This window comes from Actinomadura sp. 3N407 (genome assembly GCF_052245875.1).
Taxonomy (GTDB): Bacteria; Actinomycetota; Actinomycetes; order Streptosporangiales; family Streptosporangiaceae; genus Spirillospora.
Map to the genome: position 1 here is coordinate 106485 of NZ_JBQQBP010000002.1, position 23583 is coordinate 130067.

Sequence of the window (23583 nt, forward strand, 5' to 3'; positions counted from 1 at the left end):
CACGAATCGCGAGTCCGGCGGACTCATGATCCGCAGCTTGCGACACCGCACTCCGGGCACAGCGCCTTCACAGACGACGACTCCCAAGTCGGCTCAGGTGCCGGTGTCACGGCGAGGGGGTCGCGGCTTCGACCTCTACGTCATCGGTCGAGGCCTCATCAGCGTCGAGAACTTCCAGGCGAGCGCGAACCCGGCGCGCCTGCGGCGCCTGCAGTTCCTCGAGTATGGTCAAAGCCCTGCTCCAGGAGTCGCGTGCCGCCTGCGGCCGACCGGTTTCGAGTTGCGCCTTGCCCAGGTTGTAGAGAGTCTCACCTTGGCCTTTCCAGTCGCCGATCTCGCGAAAGACCGCGTGGGCCTGCCGGTAGTCGTCGATGGCATCGGTGAAGCAGCGGAGGCCATGGTGGGCGTAGCCGAGTCCGTGCAGGGCCCATCCTTCGGCGCGGCGTTCGGTCTCCCGAGCGATGACGAAAGCCTGCCGGAAGTGCCCGATCGCCTCATCGAACAGACGAAGGCTTCCATAGCCGTAAGCGAGTCCGCTGAGCGCCCACCCTTCGCCCCGCCGGTCACCGATCTCCCGAAAGAGGTCCAGAGCCTGCCGATGACGCTCGATGGCCTCGCCGAACCGGCGTAGCCCCCGGAAGGCGTTGCCCGTCCCATGCAGGGCCCACGCTTCGCCGTTCCGGTCGTTGATCTCTTGAAATATGTTCAGGGACCGTTCGAGGCATCCGAGGGACGCCTCGAAGTTCTGGCGATCCTGATGGGCGTAGCCCAGTCCACCGAGTGTGTAGGCCTCCCCGCCCTGATCGCCGAAGCGCTTGGCCGCATCAAGACCGCTCTGATAGGTGGCGACCCAATCGGTCCAGGGTCTTCGTAGGAAGAAGAAGCTCCATAGAGCGAGCGGAAGCCTCCACGCAATGTCGTCGTGCTCCGCGGCGGCCGCATGGCGTGCCGCCGCGAACAAGTTGAAGCGCTCGGCCTCGCACCAATGCCGGGCTTGGTCGTGCGTGGCGAACGTCAATGGCTGCCGGATCACACCTGGCAGCGCGAGTTCGGTGGTTATACGTTGTGGACAGAGAATTCGCCGCGCGCTGTCGGCTCCTTGCAGGTACCAGGCGAGTACACGGCGGACGGCACTGGACCGTTGCCGGCCGGTCTCCTCGGTTTCCACCAGTTCCGCGGCATAGCAGCGCAGCAGCTCGTGGAAGCAATAGCGGTCCTTGCCGGTTTCTTCCAGGAGGTGCATCCGGACCAGCAGGTCGAGCAATTGACGTGCGGAGGCCGGAGCGGTGTCGGTCAGCGCGGCCGCCGCCTGCAGACCGATTTCCGGGCCAGGGTGCAGGGCCAGCAGCCGGAACATGTGGGCGGCCTGAGGCGGAAGCGCGTAGTAGGACCAGGAGAACACCGTGCGCACCGCGGTATGAGGGTCAGCGGCATTCAGCATGTCCAGGCGGTTGTGCTGGGCGAGTTCATGGACGAAATCGGTCAACGTCAGATGGGGGCGCGTCGCGACGCGTTCGGCGACGACCCGTAACGCCAACGGCAGATGGACGCAACGGCGAGCCAGGTCCGCCGCCGCGGCCGGCTCGGTGTCGACCTTCAAGGGCCCGATGACGCGGCGCAACAGCGAGATCGCCTCCGCTTCCGCCAGACGCCGCAGGCCGATGGGGTGGGCACCATCGCGGGCGATCAGGCCGGCCAGGTCTCCACGGCCGGTCACCACGACCACGCAGCCCGGCGCACCCGGCAGGAGCGGCCGGATCTGTTCGGCGTCGGCCGCGTTGTCCAACACCAGAAGTACCCGCCGTCCATCCAGCAGCGATCGATACAGCGCGGACTGCGCTTCCAGATTTGCGGGCACCTTCTCAGCGGTGACGCCCAGGGCGAGCAGCATCGCTTCGAGAGCCTGCTGAGGAGCGGTGGGACGTTCGGCGTCGTAACCGTGCAGGTTCACATAGAGCTGGCCATCGGGGAATTGGTCGCGTACCTGATGTGCCCAATGTACGGCCAGCGCGGTTTTCCCCACCCCCGCGGTGCCCGTGATAACCGAGATCACCGTCCCACCGCGATCGGCACGTTCCTTCAGCAGGTTCGTCAGGACATCGAGTTCGCGCCGGCGGCCCACGAAATCCCGGACTCCCGGGGGGAGTTGGCGAGGAACGGGGTCAACGGATCCGGCTGTTCGCGGTGAGCGATCGAACGCTGCTTCATCTGCACGACCGCGGCCACGCGGTAGGTGGACCCAGGCATTCGTCCGCGTCTCTTTAACCGCAACGCGGATCGAACGATATTCATGAGGATTGCTCTGCGGCACATGCCGGATGACCTCATCGTAGAACCACGACGACGCAATCAGCGCGAGCGATTCGGGCGAGTCGCGCAATGCCGCTTTGAGTGCGTCGGCCTCCAGCATTCGAAACGCCGCGTTGATGGCGGCACCCGCCACCCCATGGGTGTCATGGTGGATTTCTCCGGCATGCACCGCGACTCGCAAGCGGAGACGGGTACGGTGGTCGGCGGCATTGTTGTATCGATCGAGCTCGGCGGCCAATTCGTCCGGCAGCGGACTTACCAATAGCTCTTTGGGTACGCTCGCAGGAACCAGGATGAGCACACCATCACCGCGGTCCTCGTGATAGCAGTCACCCCAGCGCACACCTGAGCGGGTGAAGGCATCCTGCAGAGAACGGTACATGACGGCCCGGATCTTGATCTGATCCCTGTTGGTCCGGCACCGATCTCCGAATCCTTGCACATCCACGCACACGATCGTCCGGTGCACTGCAGGCGGCATTGAGTCCATGGATGTGCCCACACCTCTTAAGTGAACGGTCCTGCCCTCAAATCGCGCGGCTCATGGCCGGATTCCCTCGAACGAATAGGGATGCACACTGGACCGTAAGGCCGCGTCAAACGCCGGCACCTACGTCCGCGCGCATGGAACTATCCGTCAGACGCAAGCACCGGCGAAGCCGGCGCCGTCCACCTCTTCTCGCCCGCACATGCCCGCTGGACGGCAGGGACGCCGGTCCGCTGGATGTCACGGCAGCCGCAGACGAGGGGTATTACGCTGCGAGCGCAAGGCGTCACGACCAGATGTGCTTTGGCGAACACTCGTCGCCAGCAACGCGCCGAGCGGTTCCGGGAGGAGTGTCTTCCGTGGGCGGAGGGACCTATGTCGTCGAGTCGACGACGACCGCGGATCTGGAGCCTCGTGAACGTTCCGAGTTCTGGAGCGAGCACGTCACGTCGTACCAGTGCCGAATGCATTACGAGTACTCGCGCACCGACGACTTCGACGGCGGGACGATCCGCCAGCACACCGACACCCACGAGCTGGTCGAATACTGGTCCGACGAGATCGGTTACGTGCGAACCGCACGCCAGGTGCGGCAGTTTCCCCTGGACGACTACCGGCTCGTGCTCCCCCTGGCCAGTGACATGGTCGTGCGCCAAGGCGACCGGCAGACGAGGCTCGCCCCCGGGAAGGCACGCCTGATCACATGGGACGCACCGGTCGAGGGTATGCAGAGCCGCTCGATGCGGGGGCTCATCATGGCGGTTTCCGCTCATGAGGTGAACAGCCTGCTGAACCGATCATCGCCGGTTGCGGTGGGCCTGGACCTGAACCGCGGTCTGGGACGGGTGGTGGGCAGCATGCTCACCGAACTGGCCAGGGAACGCGACCATCTCTGCGCAAGCCAGTTCGACGCGGTCTGCGACCGCATCGTCGAACTACTCTGCATGCTCGCAGTGGGGGATGACCGTCCCGACGCGCCCGGGCATCTCGCGGACGTGGAGGCCACGGTGCGCCGGTTCGCTCGTGATCACGCGGCCGATCCGCGGCTGAACGGCACGACGATGGCGCGGGCGTTGGGGTGGTCGTTGCGACAGGTGCAATTGGCCCTTCAGCAAGCCGGCACGACGCCCCGCGACCTGATCCGGCAGGAACGCCTGCGGCTGGTGCGAGATCGGCTGCAGAGTCCCGACTACCATCACATGACCATCACCGAAGTGGCGTACGCCTCGGGTTTCTCCGCCATGAGCACGTTCAATCCGGCGTTCCGGCAGTACTTCGGGGTGAGCCCACGCGAACTGCGGCACGGACAAGATCTGCGAACCACGACCCTCAAGCCCGAAGGCCGCCACGGCGCCGGATGCCCGTAGCCGGTGACCTTCCAGTGCCTACGGCTCAGACCTGTGGGCCCGTGGCAAGGATGGGTGGCAAGGAGTTTGTCGGAGGACTGACTCCCCGCGGCATGTCCTGCGGGTTTCGCTGGTCAGACCAGGCCTCGTCGGGCGGCGTGCACGCCGGCCTGGAATCTGGTGCGGGCGTTGAGGGTGCGCAGCAGGCGGGCGACGTGCCGGCTCACCGTGCGCGCGCCCATTCCGGTGTGCCGGGCCACCGCTTCGTCTTTCAGGCCGGCGGCGAGCAGGGTGAGCAGGTGCCGGTCGGCATCGGACAACCGGGGCCAGACATCGTGCGTACCGGACTCGTCGTCGACGTGGAGCGGTGTCGCCTGCTCCCAGCAGGTGTTGAACACGCCGATGAGGATGTCGAGGAGCGTCGAAGGGCGGATGAGCGCGGTGATGCCGGGTTCGTCGCCCTGCAGCGGCATCAACGCCATTTCATCGTCCACGATGACGAGTTTGGCCGGCGGGTTCTCCAGAATGCGGGCGCGTTCACCGATGCCGGAGTCGTGCCGGGCCATTTCGAGTCGCTCGGGGATGGCGAGGGCCTCCGGCGTGTAAATGACGCGGTATTCCACGCCGCTCGCGAGCCGATCGCGTTCGATCTCGTTGGGACGGGCGGGATCGACGGCGTAGGGCGGCTTGTCAATTGCCTTGACCTGTTCCACCGCGCCGCGCTGGACCTGCTCGTAGCGCTGAACCACCGCGTCCAGCCCGTCGATGATCTCCACCAGTTTCTCGGGGTTCGTCCGCTGCTCGGCGGCCAGCAGGTCGCCGCTGAGGCGCTTCGCCTCGATGCGCGCACGGATGAATTCCGTCTCCCGCCTGCGTATCAGCGTCTCGACGACGGCGTCCGGGGGGTAGGGGAAGTACGTCGGGTCGGCGGCGGAGTCGACGCCGACCATGCCGAGGGCCTCCAGTTCCACGAGCAGTTCCGCCAGCCGGGGCCGCGGCTCTTGCGAAAGCTGCGTCAGCTCGCTCAACGTGCTGCCGGGGTTGTGCAGCAGCGCGGTGTAAAGCGTCTGCTGCGAGGCGGTGACACCGAGAGCCGCGAATGGATTCTCACCGGCTGCGTTCGCGGGGAACATGAACGGGATTATCTAGCAAGGACGTGAAGCGGCCAAGCCTTCACGGCTCATTCGAGTCGGCCGGCTATGCGCGGCCCGTCCACGCTGGGCCCGGTTCGCGGCCGGAAACCGCAAATTCTTTCTCCGGCGCCACCGCCGACCGCACATCCTTCACGCCCGCGCGTCCATTGCGCACTTAAATCGGCTTACTTGACTTTGCACCGAGGGTCCGCGCGAGGCAAGTGGCATTGATGGCGAATATCGACACCGGCGATAACTCGCCAGAACGCGGCCGGGAGAAGGTTCCTCACCCTACGCAAAGTCATCTACTTTTGCCGCACCCCCCACTCCAAGGAGAGACCATGTCTCACAGACGCGTCTTGCGCGTCGCCGTGCTTTCCGTCGGCGCGCTGGGCCTGGCCGGCACTCAGGGCGTCGCGGCGGCCCAGCCGGACCCCGCCGGGCCGGCGCAGCCGGCGCCGTACTCCGCGGCGGCCGCGGCGGACGTGCCGCCGGCCATGCTGAAGGCGATGCAGCGCGACCTCGGCCTCACCGAAGCCCAGGCGAAGGAGGCGCTGGTCAACCAGTTCGAAACCGGCGTCACCGCCGGCAAGCTGCGGCTGAAGCTCGCCGGGAGCTTCGCCGGAAGCTGGGTCAGCGGTAAGACCGGCGCGACGCTGCACGTCGCCACCACCGACGCCGGCGAGGTGGACGAGATCGCCGACCGCGACGCCCGCGCGAAGGTCGTCGACCACAGCCTTGCCGAACTCGACGCCGCGAAGGCCACGCTGGACCGTGCCGCCGAGCGGAGCGCACCGGCCCACTCCCCGGTCTGGTACGTGGACGTCCGCAGCAACCAGATCGTGCTGCTGAGTTCCGCGCCCGCGAAGGCGCGGGCCTTCGTGAAGGCGGCCGGGGTCGGCCTCGGCAAGGTCACCGTCAAGCGGTCGAACGTCCGGCCGCGCCCGTACTACGACCTGCGGGGCGGCGACGCCTACTACATGGGCAGCGGAGGACGCTGCTCGGTCGGCTTCTCGGTCACGCGAGGCGGGCAGCCCGGCTTCGCCACCGCCGGGCACTGCGGCCGGCCGGGTACGAGCGTCAGCGGGTTCAACCGGGCTCAGCTGGGCAGCTTCCAGGGCTCCAGCTTCCCCGGCAACGACTACGCCTGGGTGGCGGCGAACAGCAACTGGACCCCGACCGCCCGCGTGAACGGCTACGGCCGGGTCCAGGACCGGGCCGTGGCAGGTTCGACCCAGGCGCAGGTGGGTTCGCAGGTGTGCCGCTCCGGCTCCACCACCGGCTGGCACTGCGGGACCATCCAGCAGCACAACACCAGCGTCACCTACCCCGAGGGCACCATCTACGGGGTGACCCGGACGACCGTGTGCGCCGAACCGGGCGACTCGGGTGGGTCGTACATCTCCGGCACCCAGGCGCAGGGCGTGACGTCCGGTGGTTCCGGCAACTGCAGCAGCGGCGGCACGACGTTCTACCAGCCGATCAATGAGCTGCTCCAGGTGTACGGTCTGACGCTGTTCACCGGCGGTTCCGATGACCCGCCGGACGACCCGCCGGACGACCCGCCGAGCGGCACCTGGGCGGCGGGCACCGTGTACCAGGTCGGGGACGTCGTCACCTACAACGGCGCCAGCTACCGGTGCCTCCAGGCCCACCAGGCGCAGGCCGGCTGGACGCCGTCCAACGTCCCGGCACTGTGGCAGCGGATCTGAGGACGGGAGCCGCCCGTCCCCCTGTGAACGACGGCGCCCGGCACCGCTGACCGGGTACGCCGTCTCGCCGGACCTTCCCCCAGCACCACCGCTGGGGGAAGGTCCGCTTCGTCACCGGCGGTGGAACTCCGGCCCGGTCAGGGCGTGGTCGCCGCCTCGCCGGCGAGCCGGGCGCGCAGGCTTTTGCGGTCGAGCTTGCCGACGGCGGTCTTGGGGATGGCGTCGCTGAAGACGACGTTGCGGGGCTTCTTGTAGGAGGCCACCCTCTCGGTCACGTGCGCGACCAGCCGCTCGCGGAGGTCGTCGTCCGGGGCGGTGCCCTGGGCGAGGACGACGACGGCGGTGACCGCCTCCACCCAGCGCTCGTCGGGGGTGCCGACGACGGCGGCCTCGCGCACCGCCGGGTGCTCCAGCAGGGCGTCCTCGACCTCGCGGGGGTAGACGTTGTAGCCACCGCTGATGATCATGTCGGAGGTCCTGTCCTTGAGGAGCAGGAAGCCGTCGTCGTCCAGGACGCCGATGTCACGGGTGCGGACCCAGCCGTCGCGGTAGGTCTCCGCGGTCAGCTCTGCGGCGTCGAAGTACCCGGCGGTGGCGGAGGGCCCGCGCACCACGATCTCGCCCGGCTCGCCCGGCGGGACCTCGCGGCCGTCCTCGCCGAGGAGCCGCAGGTCGATCTCGGCCGCGATCTGCCCGCAGGCGGCGAGCCGGTCGCCGGTGTGGTCCTCGGGACGGAGCACCGCGATGCACAGCGGGATCTCCGTCTGCCCGTAGTACTGCCAGAAGCGGTCCCGGCCCCATGCGCGCATGGCCCGCTCGATGACGGGACGCGGCATGGGAGAGGCGCCGTAGATGACCCGGCGCAGCGTGGAGACGTCGGCGGTCGCGAAGTCCGGGTGCTCGGCCAGCATCTGGATCATGGTCGGCACCAGGTTGATCGCCGTGGCCCCGTAGCGGGTGATCGCGTGCAGGAACGGCTCCGGCGCGAAACCGGGGAGGATGACGGTGCGGCCGCCGCGCAGCCACAGCGGCAGGACGAACACCCCGCTGGCGTGGATGAGACTCGCCGCGTGCAGCATGACGTCCTCGTGCGTGGCCGGGAAGAGGTTGAGCAGCACGTTCCGGCAGATCCCCGCGTAGGACGCCTGGGTGTGCTGGGCCGCCTTCAGCGTGCCGGTCGTGCCGGACGTGAACAGGGTGAGGATCACGTCGTCGGAGCCGACCCCGACGTCGGGCAGGGTCGCGGGCGCGCTCCTCGCCCGGTCCATGAGCGGCGGTTCGCCGTCCAGGCTCGTCTCCAGGCCGAGGAACGTCACGCCGGGCAGCGCGGCGGCCAGCTCGCGGGCCCGGTCGGTGAGGTCGGCGCCGAACACCACGAGTTCGCACCGGGTGTCGGTGAGCATGGTGACGTGTTCGGCCACCGACAGCCGGGCGTTGAGCGGGACGCGGTTGATCCCGCCCTTCACGCAGGCGAAGTCGAGCGGGACGCTGAGCAGGCTGTTGTTCACCAGGAGGCCGACGCGCCGGTGGTGGCCGGCGCCCTCCCGCGCCAGGGCGTGGGCGAGCCGGTTGCTGAGCTCGTCGGTCTGGCCGAACGTCAGCTCCTCGTCGCCGAACACGACTCCGACACGGTCGGTGTGCTGACGCGCGCCACGGATGATCAGCTCGCGGGTGGTGGGGCTCATCGGGTGGTCTCCTCTCGGGCGAAACGTCCGTGCCGGCCGGCGCCGTCGACGAAGCGGGCGGCGCCGGCCCGGCCCTCGCGCTCGACGATGGGGACGCCCGCGGCGCCCTCGGCGCGCAGTGCCTCGGCGAGGGGCAGATCGAGACCGGCGTAGGTCGAGGCGCGGTCGGCCAGGACGCATTCGAACGGGAAGGCCGCGATCTCGTCGGCCAGTTCCCGCGCGGTGTCGACCGCCCGCCCGGGTTCGACGACCCGGTTGGCCAGGCCGATGGCGAGCGCCTCGGCGGCTTCGACCGGCCGTCCCGTCATGATCAGGTCCAGCGCCCGGCCGAGGCCGACGATCTGGGGCAGGCGGACGGTGCCGCCGTCGATGAGCGGCACGCCCCAGCGGCGGCAGAAGACGCCGAGCACCGCGTCGCGCTCCACGACCCGCAGGTCGGCGAGCAGGGCCAGCTCCAGCCCGCCCGCGACGGCGTGACCGCTGACGGCGGCGATGAGCGGCTTGCCGAGCTTCATCCGGGTCGGGCCCATGGGGCCGCTGCCGCCGCCGTCGGGGTCGAGTTCGTTGCTGCGGGCGGGATCCCCCACCGCGGTCAGGTCGGCTCCGGCGCAGAACGTACCGCCGGCCCCGGCGAGCACCGCCACGCGCTGCCCGGGGTCGGCCTCGAACGCCTCGAACGCCTCGCGCAGTTCCGCGGCCATCGACCCGTCGACGGCGTTGCGCCGGTCGGGGCGGTCCATCCAGATCGTGGTGGTCGTGCCCGCCACCTCGACACGCACGTCAGCCATCGGTACCTCCTGCGGTCCGCAGACACACGTCCTACAGTGAAACGACCTGATCTATTTGTAACACATCTTGAAAGAATCGCACCGGGAGCTGTTACAAGTGCTCGACGAGCTGACCGCCCGCAAGCTCCTGCTGGACCTGGTGACGGCCCGCCCGCGCACCCGGTTCTCGATCTCCGCGCTGTGCCGGGCCGGGGAGATCGTGGGCCTGAGCGCGCCGAGCATCCGGATGGCCGCGAAACGGCTGAACGAACAGGGCGTTCTGGAGCGCGACGGCCGCGGCGTCTACACCCCGCACCCGGAACGGCTGCGCGCCTATCCCCACATCGAGCACTGGGCGACCCGCCACGCCTCCCGCGTGCCATGGACGGGACGCTGGGCCGCGGTCGAGAACTCCGCCACCGCCCGCACCGCCCGCACGACCCTGCGCCACCACGACCGGGCCCTGCAACTCCTGGGGTTCCACACCTGGCGCGGCGCCCTGCACGTCCGCCCCGACAACCTCAGCGGCGGCGTGGACGAGCTGCGCCGGACCCTCACCGGCACCGGCATGGCCCCCGGAGCCGTCGTGTTCGCGATCGATCGGCTCGACCCGGCCACCGACCGGGAACTGCGCGGCCTCTGGAACACCGGCGACCTGATCGCCCGCCTCACCCGGACGGCGGACGAACTCACCCGGAGCCGCGAACGCCTCGGCACCCTCAGCCCCGAGGAGTTCGCCCACGAGTCACTCCTGCTCGGCAGCCGGGCGATCTCGACGATCCTGCACGACCCACTGCTCCCCGAAGAGCTCTGCGACCCCGGACCCCACCGGCACCTGGTCGCGCTGACCACGGCCTACCAGGACACAGCCCAGGCCGTCTGGGGGCGGCTCCTCGGCCTCGACGACGACACCGGCGACACCGACCCCCCGGAATGAGTCCCGAGCCGGTCCATGCGCAGGTTCCCCTCGCCGGTCTGCAGTTCATCGACCGCGGCGTGCCGGCCGGTCAGGGCTGATGGCTCTGCGGCCGCTCGACCAGCCCGTCGGCACCCCGCCCCTGGACGGCGCTGGCCGGGTGCGCCGGCATCCTGGCGGTCTCGGTCGCGCTGTCAGGCGTCCTGTTCCGCCGCCGCACCCCTTAGCGGGATCGAATCAGCCACCGGTTTCCGCTCCGGGAGTGCGCGGATGAGGAACGCGATGACCACCAGCGAGGACAACGCCCACCAGACATGCGCCTCCCCCCAGGCGACCGGATCGAGGCGCGTCATGTACACGTAGCCGAAGGCGCCCCAGAAGGAGCAGACGATGATCAGGGGCCAGGTGCCCCGCCCCGACCGCATGATGAGGTAGGGAATCGGCCACATCAGGTACTGCGCGCCGAACCGGTAGGTCACGATGAGGAAGACCAGCAGGAGCGCGAGGGTGAGGTCGACGGGGTCCGCCCTGCGCCACCACCAGACGGCGGCGAGCAGCGCGATCCCGAGCACGGGCGTGCCGACGGTCCCGTACCCGCCGGACACCACCTGCTGGCCACCGGTCACGATCGCGGTCCATCCCCAATCTCCCACGACCGGGCGTGCCGACAGCGACGCCGACAGGGTCGCGGGCAGCCGATCGACCGGCGTGCCGAAGACCGGGATGCTGCTGAGAAGGAACGCGGCGGGGACCACGGCCGTCCACGCGAGGACGGTGAGCCGGTGGCGCAGGGCGGGGACGGCGAGCAGGACGCCGGGCAGAAGCAGCACCGACCAGTTCGCCGAGGTCACCGACAGGCCGATGAGCACCCCCGCCAGATGGACGCGGCCGTTGCGGGCGGCCAGGAGAGCCGCGACGCCCAGCGCCAGCGTGATGGGCCCGAACTGGCCGTGCAGGGCGCTCACCGCCAATACCGGCGGCGCGCACGCATACTGGAAGGCTCGTAGGGCACGGACCCTCTGGGTCGGGTCCGTGCTCAGTCTCGCCACCAGCGGGACGAGGGCGAGGTCGGCCAGGACGGGTACGACGCGTCCGGTGATCTCCCAGGGCAGCCCCAGCAGGTCGCCCAGTTCCCGTGCTCCGGCGAGGAGGTAAGCCAGCATAGGCAGGAAGTGCCAGCCACCCTCGCGCAGATCGACCAGCGGATCGCGGCCGTCGAGCACGGCGTCCGCGGTGGCGCGGAAGTCATGGTCCAGGTCGTAGGGCTGCCAGGGGTCCTGTGCGGCGATCAGCATCACCGCGAGCCGCAGCACCGCCCCGACGCCCAGAGCCACCGCCAGCGGGGGCGCCCACCGTCTCCGCCCCGCCAGCAGCGCGAGGGCCAGCCCGGCCGCCAGCGGCAGGCCCATCACCAGAACATGGATCACCGCTCGCCTCTCATCCGCTGGTCATCATGCCGGACCCGGTGCGGGTCGCCGATTCGAGTCGGTACCACGGCCGCGGTTCCGTTAGGGTCGGCGATCATAAGTTTCACGAGCGTACGGCGGGTGAGCCAATGACAGGGACGACGGCCCAGCGGGAGGAGCCCGGCCTCACGGGCGCGCGGGTGCTGGTGACCGGAGGAGCCGGATTCATCGGCGGCCGCCTGGTCACCGCATTGCTGGACGCCGGGGCGGAGGTCGTCGTCGCAGATCAGCGACCCCATCCCGACCCCGCCGTCCGGTCGGTGGTCGGCGACCTGTGCGACCCCGAGGTGCGGCGCGCCGCCGTCTCGGAGGGGCTGGACGGGATGGTCCATCTGGCCGCGGTGACCTCGGTGCTGCAGTCGGTGAAGGACCCGGCCGGCGTCTACCGGCTGAACGTCGACGCCACCGCCGACCTGCTGGAGCTGTGCCGCGAACGCGAGGTGCCGCGCGTGGTGTTCGCCTCGACCAACGCCGTGACCGGCGACGTCGGCGGCACCCCGATCAGCGAACGGATGCCGCTGCGGCCGCTCACCCCCTACGGCGCCACGAAGGCGGCGGCGGAGATGCTGCTCAGCGCCTACACCGGCGTGTACGGCATGCGGACCTGCGCGGTGCGCTTCGCGAACGTCTACGGCCCGGGCATGCGGCACAAGGACAGCTTCGTCCCGCGGCTGATGCGGGCCGCGGCGTCGGACGGCGGAGTCCAGGTGTACGGCGACGGCACCCAGTTGCGCGACTACGTACACGTCGACGACGTGGCGCAGGCCGTGCTGCTGGCGTGGCGGACCGCCCACACCGGCCCGCTCGTCGTCGGGTCGGGCTCCTCGACGAGCGTCAACGACCTGATCGAGACGGCCCGGACGGTCACCGGCGCGCCCATCCCCGTCGAGTACACGCCGGCGAAGGCGGGTGAGATGCCCGCGGTCGTCCTCGACATCTCCGAGGCGCGCGCGCTGGGCTACGAGCCGCGTCACGACCTCAGCTCCGGGATGGCGACCGTCTGGCCCGACTTCGCTCCGGTGGAGGTCGCGTGACCGGGACACGGGACCACACCGACGGAGTCGACGGCGTCGACGAGGCGGCGGCGTCCGCCTTCGCCGAGGAGTACGGCACGAAACTGCCTCCGATCGCGGTCGTCATCGCCGCCTACGACGAAGAACGCGGCATCGGCGAGGTCGTGCGCTCGATCCCCGCGGCCGTCGCCGGACATGACACCGCGGTGATCGTGGTGGTGGACGGGGCGACCGACAAGACCGCCGCCGTCGCCCGCGAGTGCGGCGCGATGGTCTGCGACGTGCCCGTCAACCGCGGGCAGGGGGCGGCGCTGCGGCTGGGGTACCGCCTCGCCCGCGAAGGCGGCGCCGAGTTCATCGTCACCACCGACGCCGACGGCCAGTACGACTCCGCCCAGATCCCGCGGGTGCTGGCCCCCGTACTGGAGGGCGACGCCGACTTCGTCACCGGGTCGCGTCTGCTGGGCCGGCAGGAGACCTACGACCGCGTCCGCCGCCTCGGCGTTCACGTCTTCGCCTGGCTGGTGAGCAGGCTGACCGGGCAGCGCATCACCGACACCTCGTTCGGCATGCGCGCGATGAGGGCCGAGGTCACCGGCGCCGTCACCCTCCGGCAGCCGCAGTACCAGTCGTCCGAGCTGCTCATCGGCGTCATCTCCAGGGGATACCGGGTGCGGGAGGTGCCGGCGACGATGCGGCTCCGCGCGGCCGGGGCCACCAAGAAGGGCGGCAACCTCGTGTACGGCTACCGCTACTCACGGGTCGTCGTCGGGACCTGGTGGCGGGAACGCCGCGGCGCGTCCGCCTCACCCGCGCCGGGCCGGGTGTCGGGTCCGCCGGCGAAGACGAGGTAGTGGAACAGGCCGAACTTCACCACGAACATCAGCCCGTAGACGGCGAGGAAGACCCCGCCGACGAACGCCGTCCGCAGGCCCCCGGACTCGAACAGCCGGGGGCCCAGCCGGTCCGCCACACCCGTCGCCCACGCGGAGATGGCCATGCTGGCCACGGCGATCCCCCAGTACGGCACCAGCTCCCGCCACAGGGACGCACGGCCTCGCCGTCCCCACGCCCACCTCCGGTTGAGGACGTAGTTCAGGCCCGCGCCCGCACCCCAGGCCGCCACGGACGCGGCACCCGGGCTGAGCAGCCCGGGTCCGTACGTCAGCAGCAGCGTCGCCTCGCTCGCCACCGCCGCCAGCACCGAGCCGATCGTGTAACGCGTGAAGATCAGCCGGAAGGCTCGCCGGCCGCGGGACCGGGGCTCGTCCTGGGAGGGGGTCCGGGACTGGGCGGGATCGGCGCGCATCAGTCCCGCGGTGTCCCCGGCTCGTCCGGTACGCGGGCGACCGCCAGGATCGACTGGCCGAAGGGCACCGGCAGGAAACGGTCCAGCACCCGGGTGACCGGGACGATCACACGGTCGTACACGCCCACGGCACCGCTGTTCGGCGCCGCCGCCCGCCCGAGCCGCATGGCCGCCCACCAGGCCAGCCCGCCGAGCAGGTTCACCGGCCGCGCCAGCTCGCACTCGAGCCCGGAACGCCGGATCGCGTCCCGCAGCGTCGCGGGCGTGTAGCGACGGAAATGCCCGACCCTGCGATCGAAATCGCTGTAGAGGCTCTGGTAGCCGGGCACCCACAGCACGACCGTGCCGCCCGGGACGACCGAACGCGCCAGCGAGGCGAGCACGCCCGCGTCGTCCTCGAAATGCTCCAGCACGTTGATCGTCACCACCGAGTCGACCGGCCGGTCCAGGCGATCGCCCGCGTCCAGGTCGAACCCGTGGACCTCGATCTCACCGGCGATCTTCCCGTCGCCGGAGAACCGGTCCTTCATCACCGCCACCGCATCGGGATCGACATCGGTGACCACGAGGCGGTCGAGGCCGGAGAACTGGGCCGAGAACTCGCCCAGCCCCGCGCCGACCTCCAGCACACCGGCACCGCAGTGCGGGGCGATCAGATCGAACTGGTAGCGCCGGTAGCGCGGCTTGTCCGCGCCCGCGGACTCGGCGTCGCGATCTCCGAGCCCGCGGCCGGTGGCGCGGGTGAAGGCGCCCTGTGAGTCGTTCATGAGGCCGCTTCCTCCATGGGGCTCCCAGCCGTCACGTTTCCTGCACGGGCCCGGCCTGCTCACGCCAGTTGACCTTGGGACGCAGGGCCTCGTCCTTCGCCCGGCCCGCGTACCGCTTGGCGACGTCGAACAGCGAAGTGATCAGCGTATCCGAGAGCAGGTGGGGCGAGAGGCCGAGATCCAGCAGCCGGGTGTGGACCACGTTGTAGTAGTGCTCCTCGCGCTCGACGCGGGGGTTGTCGAGATGGTCGATCCGGACGTCGCCGGGGAAGCACCGGGCGACGGTGTCGGCCAGTTCCTGGACGGACGCCGCCTCCGTCATCTGGTTGAACACCCGGAACTCGCCCCGCTCGGCGGGGTTCTCGCAGGCCAGTTGGACGCACCTTACGGTGTCGCGGATGTCGATGATCCCGCGCCGCTGGCCGCCGCTGCCGTACACCGTCAGCGGGTGTCCGAGCACGGCCTGGATGACGAACCGGTTCAGCACGGTGCCGAAGACGGCGTCGTAGTCGAACCGGGTCGCGAGCCGGTCGTCCAGCATGGTCTCGGGGGTCTGCTGCCCGTAGACGACGCCCTGGTTGAGGTCGGTGGCCCGCAGCCCCCAGATCCGGCAGGTGAACTCGATGTTGTGGCTGTCGTGGACCTTCGACAGGTGGTAGAACGACCCGGGCCGCTTGGGGAACAGGACCCGGTCGGTGCGGCCCTTGTGCTCCACCTCCAGCCAGCCCTCTTCGATGTCGATCTCGGGCGTGCCGTACTCGCCCATCGTGCCGAGCTTGACCAGGTGGATGTCGGGGTCCACCTCACCGATCGCGTACAGCAGGTTCAGGGTGCCGACGACATTGTTGACCTGCGTGTACACGGCGTGCTTGCGGTCGATCATCGAGTACGGCGCCGCCCGCTGCTCCGCGAAGTGCACCACCGCCTCCGGGCGGAACTCGCGCAGCATCCCGTAGGTGAACTCCGCGTCCGTCAGGTCGCCGACGTACACGCCGATCGATTCACCGGTCAGCTCCCGCCACGCCTCGACCCGGGTCTGCAGCGACTCGATCGGCACCAGGCTCTCGACGCCGAGCTCGAAGTCGTACTGCCGCCGTACGAAGTTGTCGGCGACCGCGACCTGGTGACCGCACTGCGACAGGTGCAGGGCGGTCGGCCAGCCGAGATATCCATCGCCGCCGAGGACTAGAACACGCATGTACCTCTCCTGTAGTTGTGCTGGCACTACATGAGGACCGGAACTACCTCAAGCCACGACTGGCCGGACGAGACCGCGATCGTCGCGTCCACCCCTGTGGACGTGGCGAGGTGGGCCGGACTCCCCCCACACCGACACCACTGGACCGCCCTGGGTCCGTGCTCGTCACCGTCCCGCCCATCTCGGGTGGTGGGTGTGGCTGCCTCGAAGCGGTCAGCATGGTTCCCCTCCTGAGCCGTGCCGTAACCACCGTGCCGACCAGACTTCCCGGCTCACCTGGCCGACACCCTATCGACCATCTCAACCCGGCGGCCATCGCACGCGGCGCGGGCACGCACTCGGCGAACGGCCCGCCGTCCCGCTTCGTTCCTTGTGATCATCATGGCAGCTTCCCGGACGGGCTCGGCCACGCCGCGTCGAAACCGGCCGAACTACGCGCCCACGTGGACGAACGCCGCCCATCTCTCCGGATGGCCGGGCCGGCGATTCCGTAGCCGGCGCGTGGTGGCGTACAACGCGTAGGCGGTCTCGGCCGTTCCCCGCGCGGCGACCTGCTTGACCAGATGGGCGGTCCGCTCCCCGCCGATGTCCGGCTGCTCATGTTGCTGCGCTGGCTGAACCCGGAGCTGCCGCCGGTGTACGCCGGGACCGCGCTCACCGCCGACACCCTGGGCGTGCTCGCCGCCGCCGCACTCGACCCCCTGGAAGGATCACCGCAGATCACGACGCGTGGTGGACGAGCTGACCGAGCACCACACGCTTGCGACTCTGGCGCTGTGCCCGGGTGGAGCCGAACTCGGCGCCGTGGACGGCAGGCTGCGTGACATCACCCGCCGCTGGAAGGACGTCAGCGCCCAGGCCGGCGGACGCCGTCCGGATCTGCCGCAGGCGCTGCGGGACACCCCGGAGACCAAGGCCGAGCTGTTGCTGATCGCGCTCGACGCCGGACGGGCGATGGCCCGGCTGGCGGAGCAGATCCCGGTGGGCCGGCAGTCGCTGCCCGTCCCCGTCCCCTGGTTCGATCAGCTGTCGCAGGAAGTGGGCGACGACACCGTCGGCCTGCTGGTCGTACGCCAGGCGCTGCCCGTCGCGGCGGGAGAGGCGCAGCAGATCCACAGGGAGATCATCGCCCGGGGACGCCGGCGGCCCCGAATGGGAGAGCGCGGCGCTGCGCGTCCTCGACCGCAATGCCCGTATCGCGGTGCTGGCGGCCGAGTGCGCCGCCGTGACCGCCGGCACCGGCCGGCCCCCTCCCCATCCGCTCCCCGAGCAGATGCCACTGGCCGGTCAGACCGACGACCTCACCGCCTGGTGCGCGAGCGCGGACGCGGCGATCGCGGAGACGGAGACCTGGCTGGCCGAGTCCGCGGCGATCGAGATCGGACGGCACATGGCCGAGGCCTGGCGGAGCGTCCGGCCCGGTGAGCCGGAACCCGAGGTCTTCTCCGCCGAGAAGGTCATGGAGGCCCTCCGAGCCGCGTCCCGGGCCCGCACCCGGGCGGCGACCCTGCGCGAGGCCGACCCGGATTCGCCGGCCGCCGACGTCACCCGCATCGTGGCGCGGCTCGTCACCGACGTCGCCGCGGAGGACCTGGCCACCGTCCGGCGCTCGGCCGCGAAGGCCCTCGTCCGCGACCTCGGCTGGTCGACGTTCCCGTCTATTCCGGGTATCCGATGAGCCGGCTGCGGCGGGACGCGGCGGCACGCCGGGTTCTGGACCTGTGCGACGCGGTGATCGCGGGCCCGTACGTGGCGCGGCGTGCCACCGACCAGCCGTGGCGGGGGTCGTCCAACCAGCGTCTGGTGCCGCTCACAGCGCTCGGCGAGGAGCGCTACCCCACGTCGCCCGTTGACGCCCCGCGCATGCAGGTGGTCCAGGACGGAAACCGCGTCTGGTTCATCGGTATCCCGCGTGACGAGATGGAACGCATGGCCGATCGGCTGACCAGGATGGGTGTCACCTTCGACGGCGCGACGTGGCGGGCCTGACGGCGGCGCATCGACCGTTCCGTCCCAACGGGGTCAGCGGCGCCGCCACAGTTCCGGCGATCGGGTCCGTACGCGGAACCGGCCGGTCCCGAAGACCAGGACGAGCAGGACGGCTCCGGCCGCCAGGGTGGCCAGGGCCATGATCACCGCCATGGGCGGGGTGGTCGTCGCCCAGAACACCGTGAAGACGATGAGCGCGACCGCGATGATCGACACGGGGCCGGCGAGACTCATCCGAGACGCCCGGATGGGCTGGTCGGCGCCGGCGTGGCGGGCGCGGTCCGGGAGCGGCATGGCTTCCCCCTCCGGGGGCGAGCCGGCGTGGCGGGTCAACCGCGGGCGGGATGCCGTCGTTGCCGGATACCCCTCAGTCTACGCGTTCGGATTCGCGCCTCCGTTGCGTAAGCTGGTGGTGCCGAGGGCATTTCGCGCGCGGGCCGACTCGCCGGCGCCGTCCCCGGCGATTCACGACCCGGTACCGCATGGACCGAGATTGAGGCCCGCTACATGGCCCGCTCCGCTCAGTTCGCCACCTCGCCCGCCACGGTCACGATCCCCGAACTCGTGACAGCGCCGCCGCCGCGGTTGCGCCTGGCACCGGGTGGCGAGGGACGTGGAGTCATCGACGGCGGCTGGTGGCCGCGATCACGCGCCGCCGGCACCGAACTCACCGCGCTGGTGACCGCGCTCGCCGGGCGTTCGGACATGGTCACCCGCGTGAACGTCGACTTCGACGACTGGGACGACGTCCCGCTCCGCATCACCGTCCAGGGACGCGAGGTCAGGGTCGGCTGGCTGGCCCACCTCGATCACATGGTCGCGGTGACCCGCGGCCACGCGGACCCGACCCTGCTGCTGGTCATCCCGCCCGGGGCGACGCCGTCCTCGGCGGAGGCCGCCCTGGCCATGTCCGCCGTAGAGACCGAGGACGTGATGCCGCAGGAGATCCTGGCCTCCTGCGACATCTCCACCGCCCGCACCTGAATGCACGATCCGGGCGTTGAGCCGGGCCATGAAGCTCGTCGCCCGCGACTCGTACCTCGGCCGCGCACGAAAGGCCCGCGAGGTGGGCGCCGGCGCTGGACACGTCCTACAGCGGTTCGCTGACCCAGCGCCAGGCGCCGCCTTCATGCCGCGCGCCGACCAGTTGCGCACTGTTGGAGTCCGCGAGTTCGGCGATCATCCGGATCAGCTGGCGGTGGAAGTCGCCGGGCGGGTGGGCCCCCGGCGAACCTTCCAGAAGCATCACGCTGACCTTCGCCTCGTCGCGGAGCTGTGCGGTCAGCCGACCGGTCTTGTCCAGGCGGACCATCACGATCGCATCAGCGCGGACGAAGTCGCACCCTTCCCCTGCCTCGATCCACACTTGGGACGTCGTCGCGCCCATGCGCCTCATCTCCTCGACTCGGAAGCCACAGGGCCGTCACACTCAACATAGAAGACACGAACGGGATCGAGCGGGCCGCGCGGTCGTCACCTGCCGAAACCGGATCCGGCCGGGGCCGTATCGATACCCGTTCACCCCTAGCTTCCCGAATCAAGTTCTAGTATCTAGGAAGCACAACCGGCTCCAGTCCATCAGGAGGCATCAGTGGAGACTCGAGCGGCGATCCTGTGGGAACCGCACACCGACTGGAGCATCGAAGACATCGAGCTCGATGATCCCAGGGCGGGCGAGGTCAAGATCAAGCTCGCCGCGTCCGGCCTGTGCCACTCCGACGAGCATCTCGTCACCGGCGACATGGTGCTCGACGACGAGATCTCGGCGCTGCTGGGCGTGGAGCAGTTCCCGATCATCGGCGGGCACGAGGGCGCCGGCGAGGTCGTCGCGGTCGGCCCCGGTGTCACCACCCTGCAGGAGGGCGACCACGTCGTCCTGTCGTTCGTCCCGGCCTGCGGCCGCTGCCCCTCGTGCGCCAGGGGCCGCCAGCACGTCTGCGACCTGGGCGCGGTCCTCCTGGCCGGACGGCAGATCGGCGACATGACCGCCCGGCACCACTCCAAGAGCGGCAAGGACCTCGGCATCATGTGCTGCACCGGGACCTTCTCGCCCTACACCGTGGTCAACGAGGCGTCCGCCATCAAGATCGACGACTGGCTGCCGCTCGACAAGGCCGCGCTGGTCGGCTGCGGCGTGACCACCGGCTGGGGCGCGGCCGTCAACGCCGCCGCCGTGCAGCCGGGCGAGAGCGTCGTGGTGATCGGCCTCGGCGGCATCGGCATGAACGCGGTGCAGGGGGCCGCCATGGCCGGCGCCCGCCATGTCGTCGCCGTCGACCCGGTCGACTGGAAGCGGGAGAAGGCCGCCGACTTCGGCGCCACCCACACCGCCGCGTCCATGGAGGAGGCCATGGCCAAGGTCTCCGAACTCACCTGGGGCGCCAACGCCGACAAGGCCCTCCTCACGACCGGCGTCGCCACCGGCGACCTCGTCGGCCCGATGATGGGCATGGTCGCCAAGGGCGGCCGCGGCGTCGTCGTCGCGGTCGCGCCGATCCTCCAGGAGGACGTCAAGCTCAACCTGTTCGACCTGGCGATGCAGCGCAAGGAGCTGGTCGGCTCCATCTTCGGCAACGCCAACCCGCGCCGCGACATCCCGCGCCTGCTGCGCCTCTACGACGAGGGCAAGCTCAAGCTGGACGAGCTGGTCACCAACACCTACACCCTCGACCAGGTCAACCAGGGCTACCAGGACATGCGGGACGGCAAGAACATCCGCGGAATGATCAGGTACTGACCCCGGTCGGGCCCTCCCGGCCCGCGCCGTGGCGCGGGCCGGAGCCGACCCACCGGGACGCGGCGGTCGGGCCATCGCCTCCGGCCGTGGCCTCCCGCACCATGTTGATCTACGTGATTGTGTTCGCGCGCGATCTGGCGGACGGCACGGGACTTTCCGACTATGACGGCACCCACCCCCGTCCGAGGAGGTCACGTGCGTCTGAGGATCAGACAAGGGATCTGGGCCGCGATCGCGGCCGCGGCCCTGGCAACGACCTCGCTGTCCATCGTCCACGCCGCCGTCCCGCCGCCCACCCGCGCCCCGCTCGCCAAGTACGACATCAGCGCCACCTACGTCAGCGGGGTGTCGGCCGGCGGGTTCATGGCCAACCAGCTCCACGTCGCCTACTCGTCCCTGTTCCAGGGGGCCGGCATCTTCTCCGCCGGCGCCTACGACTGCGCGCAGAACAGCCTGAGCACCGCGCTCAACGCGTGCATGGCGACCTACCTGCCCCGCAAGACCCCCGCCCAGCTCGAACAGCTGACCCGCGACCGCGCCGCGGCCGGCACCGTCGACCCCGTGGAGAACCTGCCGGGCGATCCGGTCTGGCTGTACCACGGCACGTCCGACACGACCGTCGCCGAGGCGGTCAACGACGACCTGGCCACCTACTACCGCGACCTGGGCGCCGACGTCGTCTACGACCGCGACTCCCGCGCCGGGCACGCCTGGATCAGCCCGATCGGCCCCGGCTCCTGCTCGGTCACCCAGTCGCCCTGGATCAACGACTGCGGCGGCGACGCCGTCGGGGACATGCTGACCCACCTGTACGGCACGGTGCGGCCCGCCGCCTCGACCCTGACCGGCCGGCTGATCCAGTTCGACCAGAACGCCCACGTCCCCGGCGGTGACGCCACCTCCGTCAGCATGGGCGACGAAGGATTCGCCTACGTCCCGCAGACCTGCGAGCAGTCGTCCTGCAAGCTGATGGTCGCGCTGCACGGCTGCTACCAGTACTACGGCAACATCGGCGACACCTTCATGGACAAGGCCTACCTCAACGAGTACGCCGACACCAACGCCACGATCGTCCTGTATCCGCAGGCCACCTCGTCCGGCACGAACCCGCGCGGCTGCTGGGACTGGTGGGGCTACCAGTCCGCCCAGTACCCGCTCAAGTCCGGCCCGCAGATGACGGCCGTCGTCACCATGGTCAGGGCCATGAGCGACGGCGTCACCACCCCGCCGACCACACCTCCCACAACCCCTCCGACGACGCCGCCCGCGGAGTGCGTGACCGCCTCCAACTACGCCCACACCACCGCCGGAAGAGCCCACCAGTCCATGGGCTACACATACGCCAACGGCTCCAACCAGAACCTGGGCCTGTGGAACCTCTTCACCACCAGCACCATCAAGGAGACCGACCCGGGTTACTGGGTCAAGTGCTGACCTGACCATCTGCCGGGTCTCTCGCCCGTGCGGTCAGTATGGAAGGACGTTCCGGCAGCACTGTGGCGCGGCGGTCATGGGCGCCGCCGCGCCACAGGTGCGGTGTTCGAGGGTCAGCCCGTGCTGCAGGAGACCGTCGGCCACGTCCAGTTGCCGTTGTGCTTGATGGTGACGCCCCAGTTGTTGCCGCTGCCGTTGGGCTTGGCCGTCAGGACCTGGGCGCTGGGCCAGCTGGCGTCGATGTTCCAGGTGGCGATCATCTCGGCGGGGGACGGGACGTTCATCGTCACGGTCCAGTTGCTGGAGCCGGACACCGAGACGTTGAGGTTGTACCGGTCGTCCCACTTCTCGCCGGCGGACAGCGTCGCGGTGCAGCCGTTGTTGCCACCGCCGCCACCGCCGCCGCCACCGCCGCCGCCTCCTCCTCCGCCGCCACCGGAGCCGCCCACGGTGATGTTGGAGCTCCCGCTGCTCTGGTAGCCCTCTGTCGCGAGGATCATGTAGTCATGGCTGCCCATGTTCATTCCATGGCTGGCCCACGCGTCGAAGTGGTTGCCGGAGGTGATGCTTCCGCCCGTGCGCCTCGACTGCCGGACGCTCCAGAACTGCGGGAAGGTCGCGGTGCCTTCGATGGACGGCTTGTTGTACCGCATCGTCTTGTAGATGTCGTACGTGCCGCCGTCGCTGGTGACCGTGCCCATGTAGTCCCCGGTGGGCCGGTAACTGCCCCAGTTGTCGACGACGTAGTACTCCACGAGCGGGTTCCTCGTCCACCCGTAGAGGGTCAGGTATGAATTGCCGGACGGGTTGAAGCTGCCCGAGTAGGACACGGTCCTGCGTCCGCCGGTGCTCCAGCCTTTCCCGGCAACGAAGTTCCCCGTGTTGTTCCACGAGGTGCTGTAGTTGCCGCCGGACCCGAGCTCCATGGAGACCGTGCCCTGGCTGTCGGTCCAGAACGAGTAGAAGTAGCCGTTGTGGTTGCCGGTCTGGTTGGTGGTCACGGCCGCGTTGGCGACGCCGGGCAGGGCCGCGACCAGCACGACGGCGGAGGCGGCGCCGATGAACGCCCTGAGGCGCCCGCGGCCGCGGGCGCGGGTCTTCCGGCGGGCGGGGGCGGCGCTCATGCGCGCGGGATTCGGATGCGTGATGCTCATGTGCGTTCTTCCTCCTCGTGAACGCTGGCGGGGCGGCCAGGCAGCACGACATGACCCGGCGGAACTCTCGGTGGCCAGGCGACGGCCGCCGCGGGGTCGGCGTCGTGCTACGTGGCGGGTTTCGAGGGTGGAGGTGGGGGGTGGGGTGGGGGCTGGCCGG

General features: G+C 70.0%; 22 protein-coding genes. 10 read left to right on the forward strand and 12 right to left on the reverse strand.

Features of this window, described 5'->3' with window-relative positions:
- Positions 1-106 precede the first annotated feature (106 nt).
- Entirely contained in the window at positions 107-2758 is a 2652-nt protein-coding gene (locus ACTWPP_RS04580; RefSeq protein ID WP_443102803.1) for an ATP-binding protein, read from the reverse strand.
- A gap of 398 nt (positions 2759-3156) precedes the next feature.
- Here ACTWPP_RS04580 and ACTWPP_RS04585 point away from each other — a divergent pair, with 398 nt between their 5' ends.
- Positions 3157-4164, forward strand: coding sequence for an AraC family transcriptional regulator (locus ACTWPP_RS04585; RefSeq protein WP_443102804.1), 1008 nt, complete (start codon positions 3157-3159; stop codon positions 4162-4164).
- A 113-nt stretch (positions 4165-4277) separates the two neighbouring features.
- Here the strand turns inward: ACTWPP_RS04585 and ACTWPP_RS04590 are convergent, their stop codons facing one another.
- Positions 4278-5276, reverse strand: coding sequence for a LuxR C-terminal-related transcriptional regulator (locus tag ACTWPP_RS04590; protein WP_443102805.1), 999 nt, complete (start codon positions 5274-5276; stop codon positions 4278-4280).
- Between the two features lie 341 nt (positions 5277-5617).
- Here ACTWPP_RS04590 and ACTWPP_RS04595 point away from each other — a divergent pair, with 341 nt between their 5' ends.
- Positions 5618-6988, forward strand: a complete 1371-nt coding sequence (locus ACTWPP_RS04595; RefSeq protein WP_443102806.1) for a carbohydrate-binding protein — start codon at positions 5618-5620, stop codon at positions 6986-6988.
- A 137-nt stretch (positions 6989-7125) separates the two neighbouring features.
- Here ACTWPP_RS04595 and ACTWPP_RS04600 read toward each other — a convergent pair whose 3' ends face one another.
- Together ACTWPP_RS04600 and ACTWPP_RS04605 are read right to left on the reverse strand one after the other, a co-directional pair.
- The gene (locus ACTWPP_RS04600) at positions 7126-8673 is read right to left on the reverse strand and encodes an AMP-binding protein (protein WP_443102807.1); all 1548 of its coding nucleotides are present in this window, start codon (positions 8671-8673) and stop codon (positions 7126-7128) included.
- Positions 8670-9461, reverse strand: coding sequence for a crotonase/enoyl-CoA hydratase family protein (locus ACTWPP_RS04605; protein WP_443102808.1), 792 nt, complete (start codon positions 9459-9461; stop codon positions 8670-8672). Before ACTWPP_RS04605 ends, ACTWPP_RS04600 begins: the two co-directional genes overlap by 4 nt.
- A gap of 97 nt (positions 9462-9558) precedes the next feature.
- Here ACTWPP_RS04605 and ACTWPP_RS04610 point away from each other — a divergent pair, with 97 nt between their 5' ends.
- Positions 9559-10377 (forward strand): hypothetical protein, encoded by an 819-nt coding sequence (locus ACTWPP_RS04610; protein ID WP_443102809.1) that lies wholly within the window; start codon positions 9559-9561, stop codon positions 10375-10377.
- Between the two features lie 173 nt (positions 10378-10550).
- Here ACTWPP_RS04610 and ACTWPP_RS04615 read toward each other — a convergent pair whose 3' ends face one another.
- Complete coding sequence (locus ACTWPP_RS04615; protein ID WP_443102810.1) at positions 10551-11783, reverse strand: glycosyltransferase 87 family protein; 1233 nt, start codon at positions 11781-11783, stop codon at positions 10551-10553.
- A gap of 128 nt (positions 11784-11911) precedes the next feature.
- Here ACTWPP_RS04615 and ACTWPP_RS04620 point away from each other — a divergent pair, with 128 nt between their 5' ends.
- Positions 11912-12856 (forward strand): NAD-dependent epimerase/dehydratase family protein, encoded by a 945-nt coding sequence (locus tag ACTWPP_RS04620; protein WP_443102811.1) that lies wholly within the window; start codon positions 11912-11914, stop codon positions 12854-12856.
- Positions 12853-13689 carry a glycosyltransferase family 2 protein gene (locus tag ACTWPP_RS04625; RefSeq protein WP_443102812.1) on the forward strand — a complete coding sequence of 279 codons (837 nt, stop codon included), beginning with the start codon at positions 12853-12855 and terminating at the stop codon, positions 13687-13689. Before ACTWPP_RS04620 ends, ACTWPP_RS04625 begins: the two co-directional genes overlap by 4 nt.
- Here ACTWPP_RS04625 and ACTWPP_RS04630 read toward each other — a convergent pair.
- From ACTWPP_RS04630 to ACTWPP_RS04645, 4 genes are all read right to left on the reverse strand, one after another.
- A complete protein-coding gene (locus tag ACTWPP_RS04630) occupies positions 13587-14144 on the reverse strand; it encodes a GtrA family protein (RefSeq protein ID WP_443102813.1) in 558 nt (185 codons plus the stop codon). The genes ACTWPP_RS04625 and ACTWPP_RS04630 overlap by 103 nt on opposite strands.
- Positions 14144-14911 carry a class I SAM-dependent methyltransferase gene (locus tag ACTWPP_RS04635; protein ID WP_443102814.1) on the reverse strand — a complete coding sequence of 256 codons (768 nt, stop codon included), beginning with the start codon at positions 14909-14911 and terminating at the stop codon, positions 14144-14146. Before ACTWPP_RS04635 ends, ACTWPP_RS04630 begins: the two co-directional genes overlap by 1 nt.
- A 31-nt stretch (positions 14912-14942) precedes the next feature.
- Entirely contained in the window at positions 14943-16109 is a 1167-nt protein-coding gene (locus tag ACTWPP_RS04640; protein ID WP_443102815.1) for an NAD-dependent epimerase/dehydratase family protein, read from the reverse strand.
- Between the two features lie 720 nt (positions 16110-16829).
- Positions 16830-17225 carry a hypothetical protein gene (locus tag ACTWPP_RS04645; protein ID WP_443102816.1) on the reverse strand — a complete coding sequence of 132 codons (396 nt, stop codon included), beginning with the start codon at positions 17223-17225 and terminating at the stop codon, positions 16830-16832.
- Between the two features lie 85 nt (positions 17226-17310).
- Here ACTWPP_RS04645 and ACTWPP_RS04650 point away from each other — a divergent pair, with 85 nt between their 5' ends.
- Together ACTWPP_RS04650 and ACTWPP_RS04655 are read left to right on the forward strand one after the other, a co-directional pair.
- Complete coding sequence (locus ACTWPP_RS04650) at positions 17311-17787, forward strand: hypothetical protein (RefSeq protein WP_443102817.1); 477 nt, start codon at positions 17311-17313, stop codon at positions 17785-17787.
- Entirely contained in the window at positions 17784-18098 is a 315-nt protein-coding gene (locus tag ACTWPP_RS04655) for a hypothetical protein (protein ID WP_443102818.1), read from the forward strand. The genes ACTWPP_RS04650 and ACTWPP_RS04655 overlap by 4 nt, the downstream gene beginning before the upstream one ends.
- Positions 18099-18131: 33 nt before the next feature.
- Here ACTWPP_RS04655 and ACTWPP_RS04660 read toward each other — a convergent pair whose 3' ends face one another.
- The gene (locus tag ACTWPP_RS04660) at positions 18132-18392 is read right to left on the reverse strand and encodes a hypothetical protein (protein WP_443102819.1); all 261 of its coding nucleotides are present in this window, start codon (positions 18390-18392) and stop codon (positions 18132-18134) included.
- A gap of 213 nt (positions 18393-18605) precedes the next feature.
- Here ACTWPP_RS04660 and ACTWPP_RS04665 point away from each other — a divergent pair, with 213 nt between their 5' ends.
- The gene (locus ACTWPP_RS04665; protein WP_443102820.1) at positions 18606-19082 is read left to right on the forward strand and encodes a DUF5994 family protein; all 477 of its coding nucleotides are present in this window, start codon (positions 18606-18608) and stop codon (positions 19080-19082) included.
- Positions 19083-19188: 106 nt separating this feature from the next.
- On the opposite strand, the gene ACTWPP_RS04670 is transcribed toward ACTWPP_RS04665, so the two are convergent.
- Positions 19189-19485 (reverse strand): hypothetical protein, encoded by a 297-nt coding sequence (locus ACTWPP_RS04670; RefSeq protein WP_443102821.1) that lies wholly within the window; start codon positions 19483-19485, stop codon positions 19189-19191.
- Between the two features lie 204 nt (positions 19486-19689).
- Between ACTWPP_RS04670 and ACTWPP_RS04675 the strand changes: the two genes are divergently transcribed.
- Both ACTWPP_RS04675 and ACTWPP_RS04680 read left to right on the forward strand, forming a co-directional pair.
- Positions 19690-20835: an NDMA-dependent alcohol dehydrogenase gene (locus ACTWPP_RS04675; RefSeq protein ID WP_443102822.1), complete on the forward strand. Its 1146-nt coding sequence runs from the start codon at positions 19690-19692 to the stop codon at positions 20833-20835.
- Between the two features lie 195 nt (positions 20836-21030).
- A complete protein-coding gene (locus tag ACTWPP_RS04680; protein WP_443102823.1) occupies positions 21031-22269 on the forward strand; it encodes an extracellular catalytic domain type 2 short-chain-length polyhydroxyalkanoate depolymerase in 1239 nt (412 codons plus the stop codon).
- 113 nt (positions 22270-22382) lie between these two features.
- On the opposite strand, the gene ACTWPP_RS04685 is transcribed toward ACTWPP_RS04680, so the two are convergent.
- Positions 22383-23393, reverse strand: a complete 1011-nt coding sequence (locus tag ACTWPP_RS04685) for a glycoside hydrolase family 11 protein (protein ID WP_443103405.1) — start codon at positions 23391-23393, stop codon at positions 22383-22385.
- Positions 23394-23583: the final 190 nt, after the last annotated feature.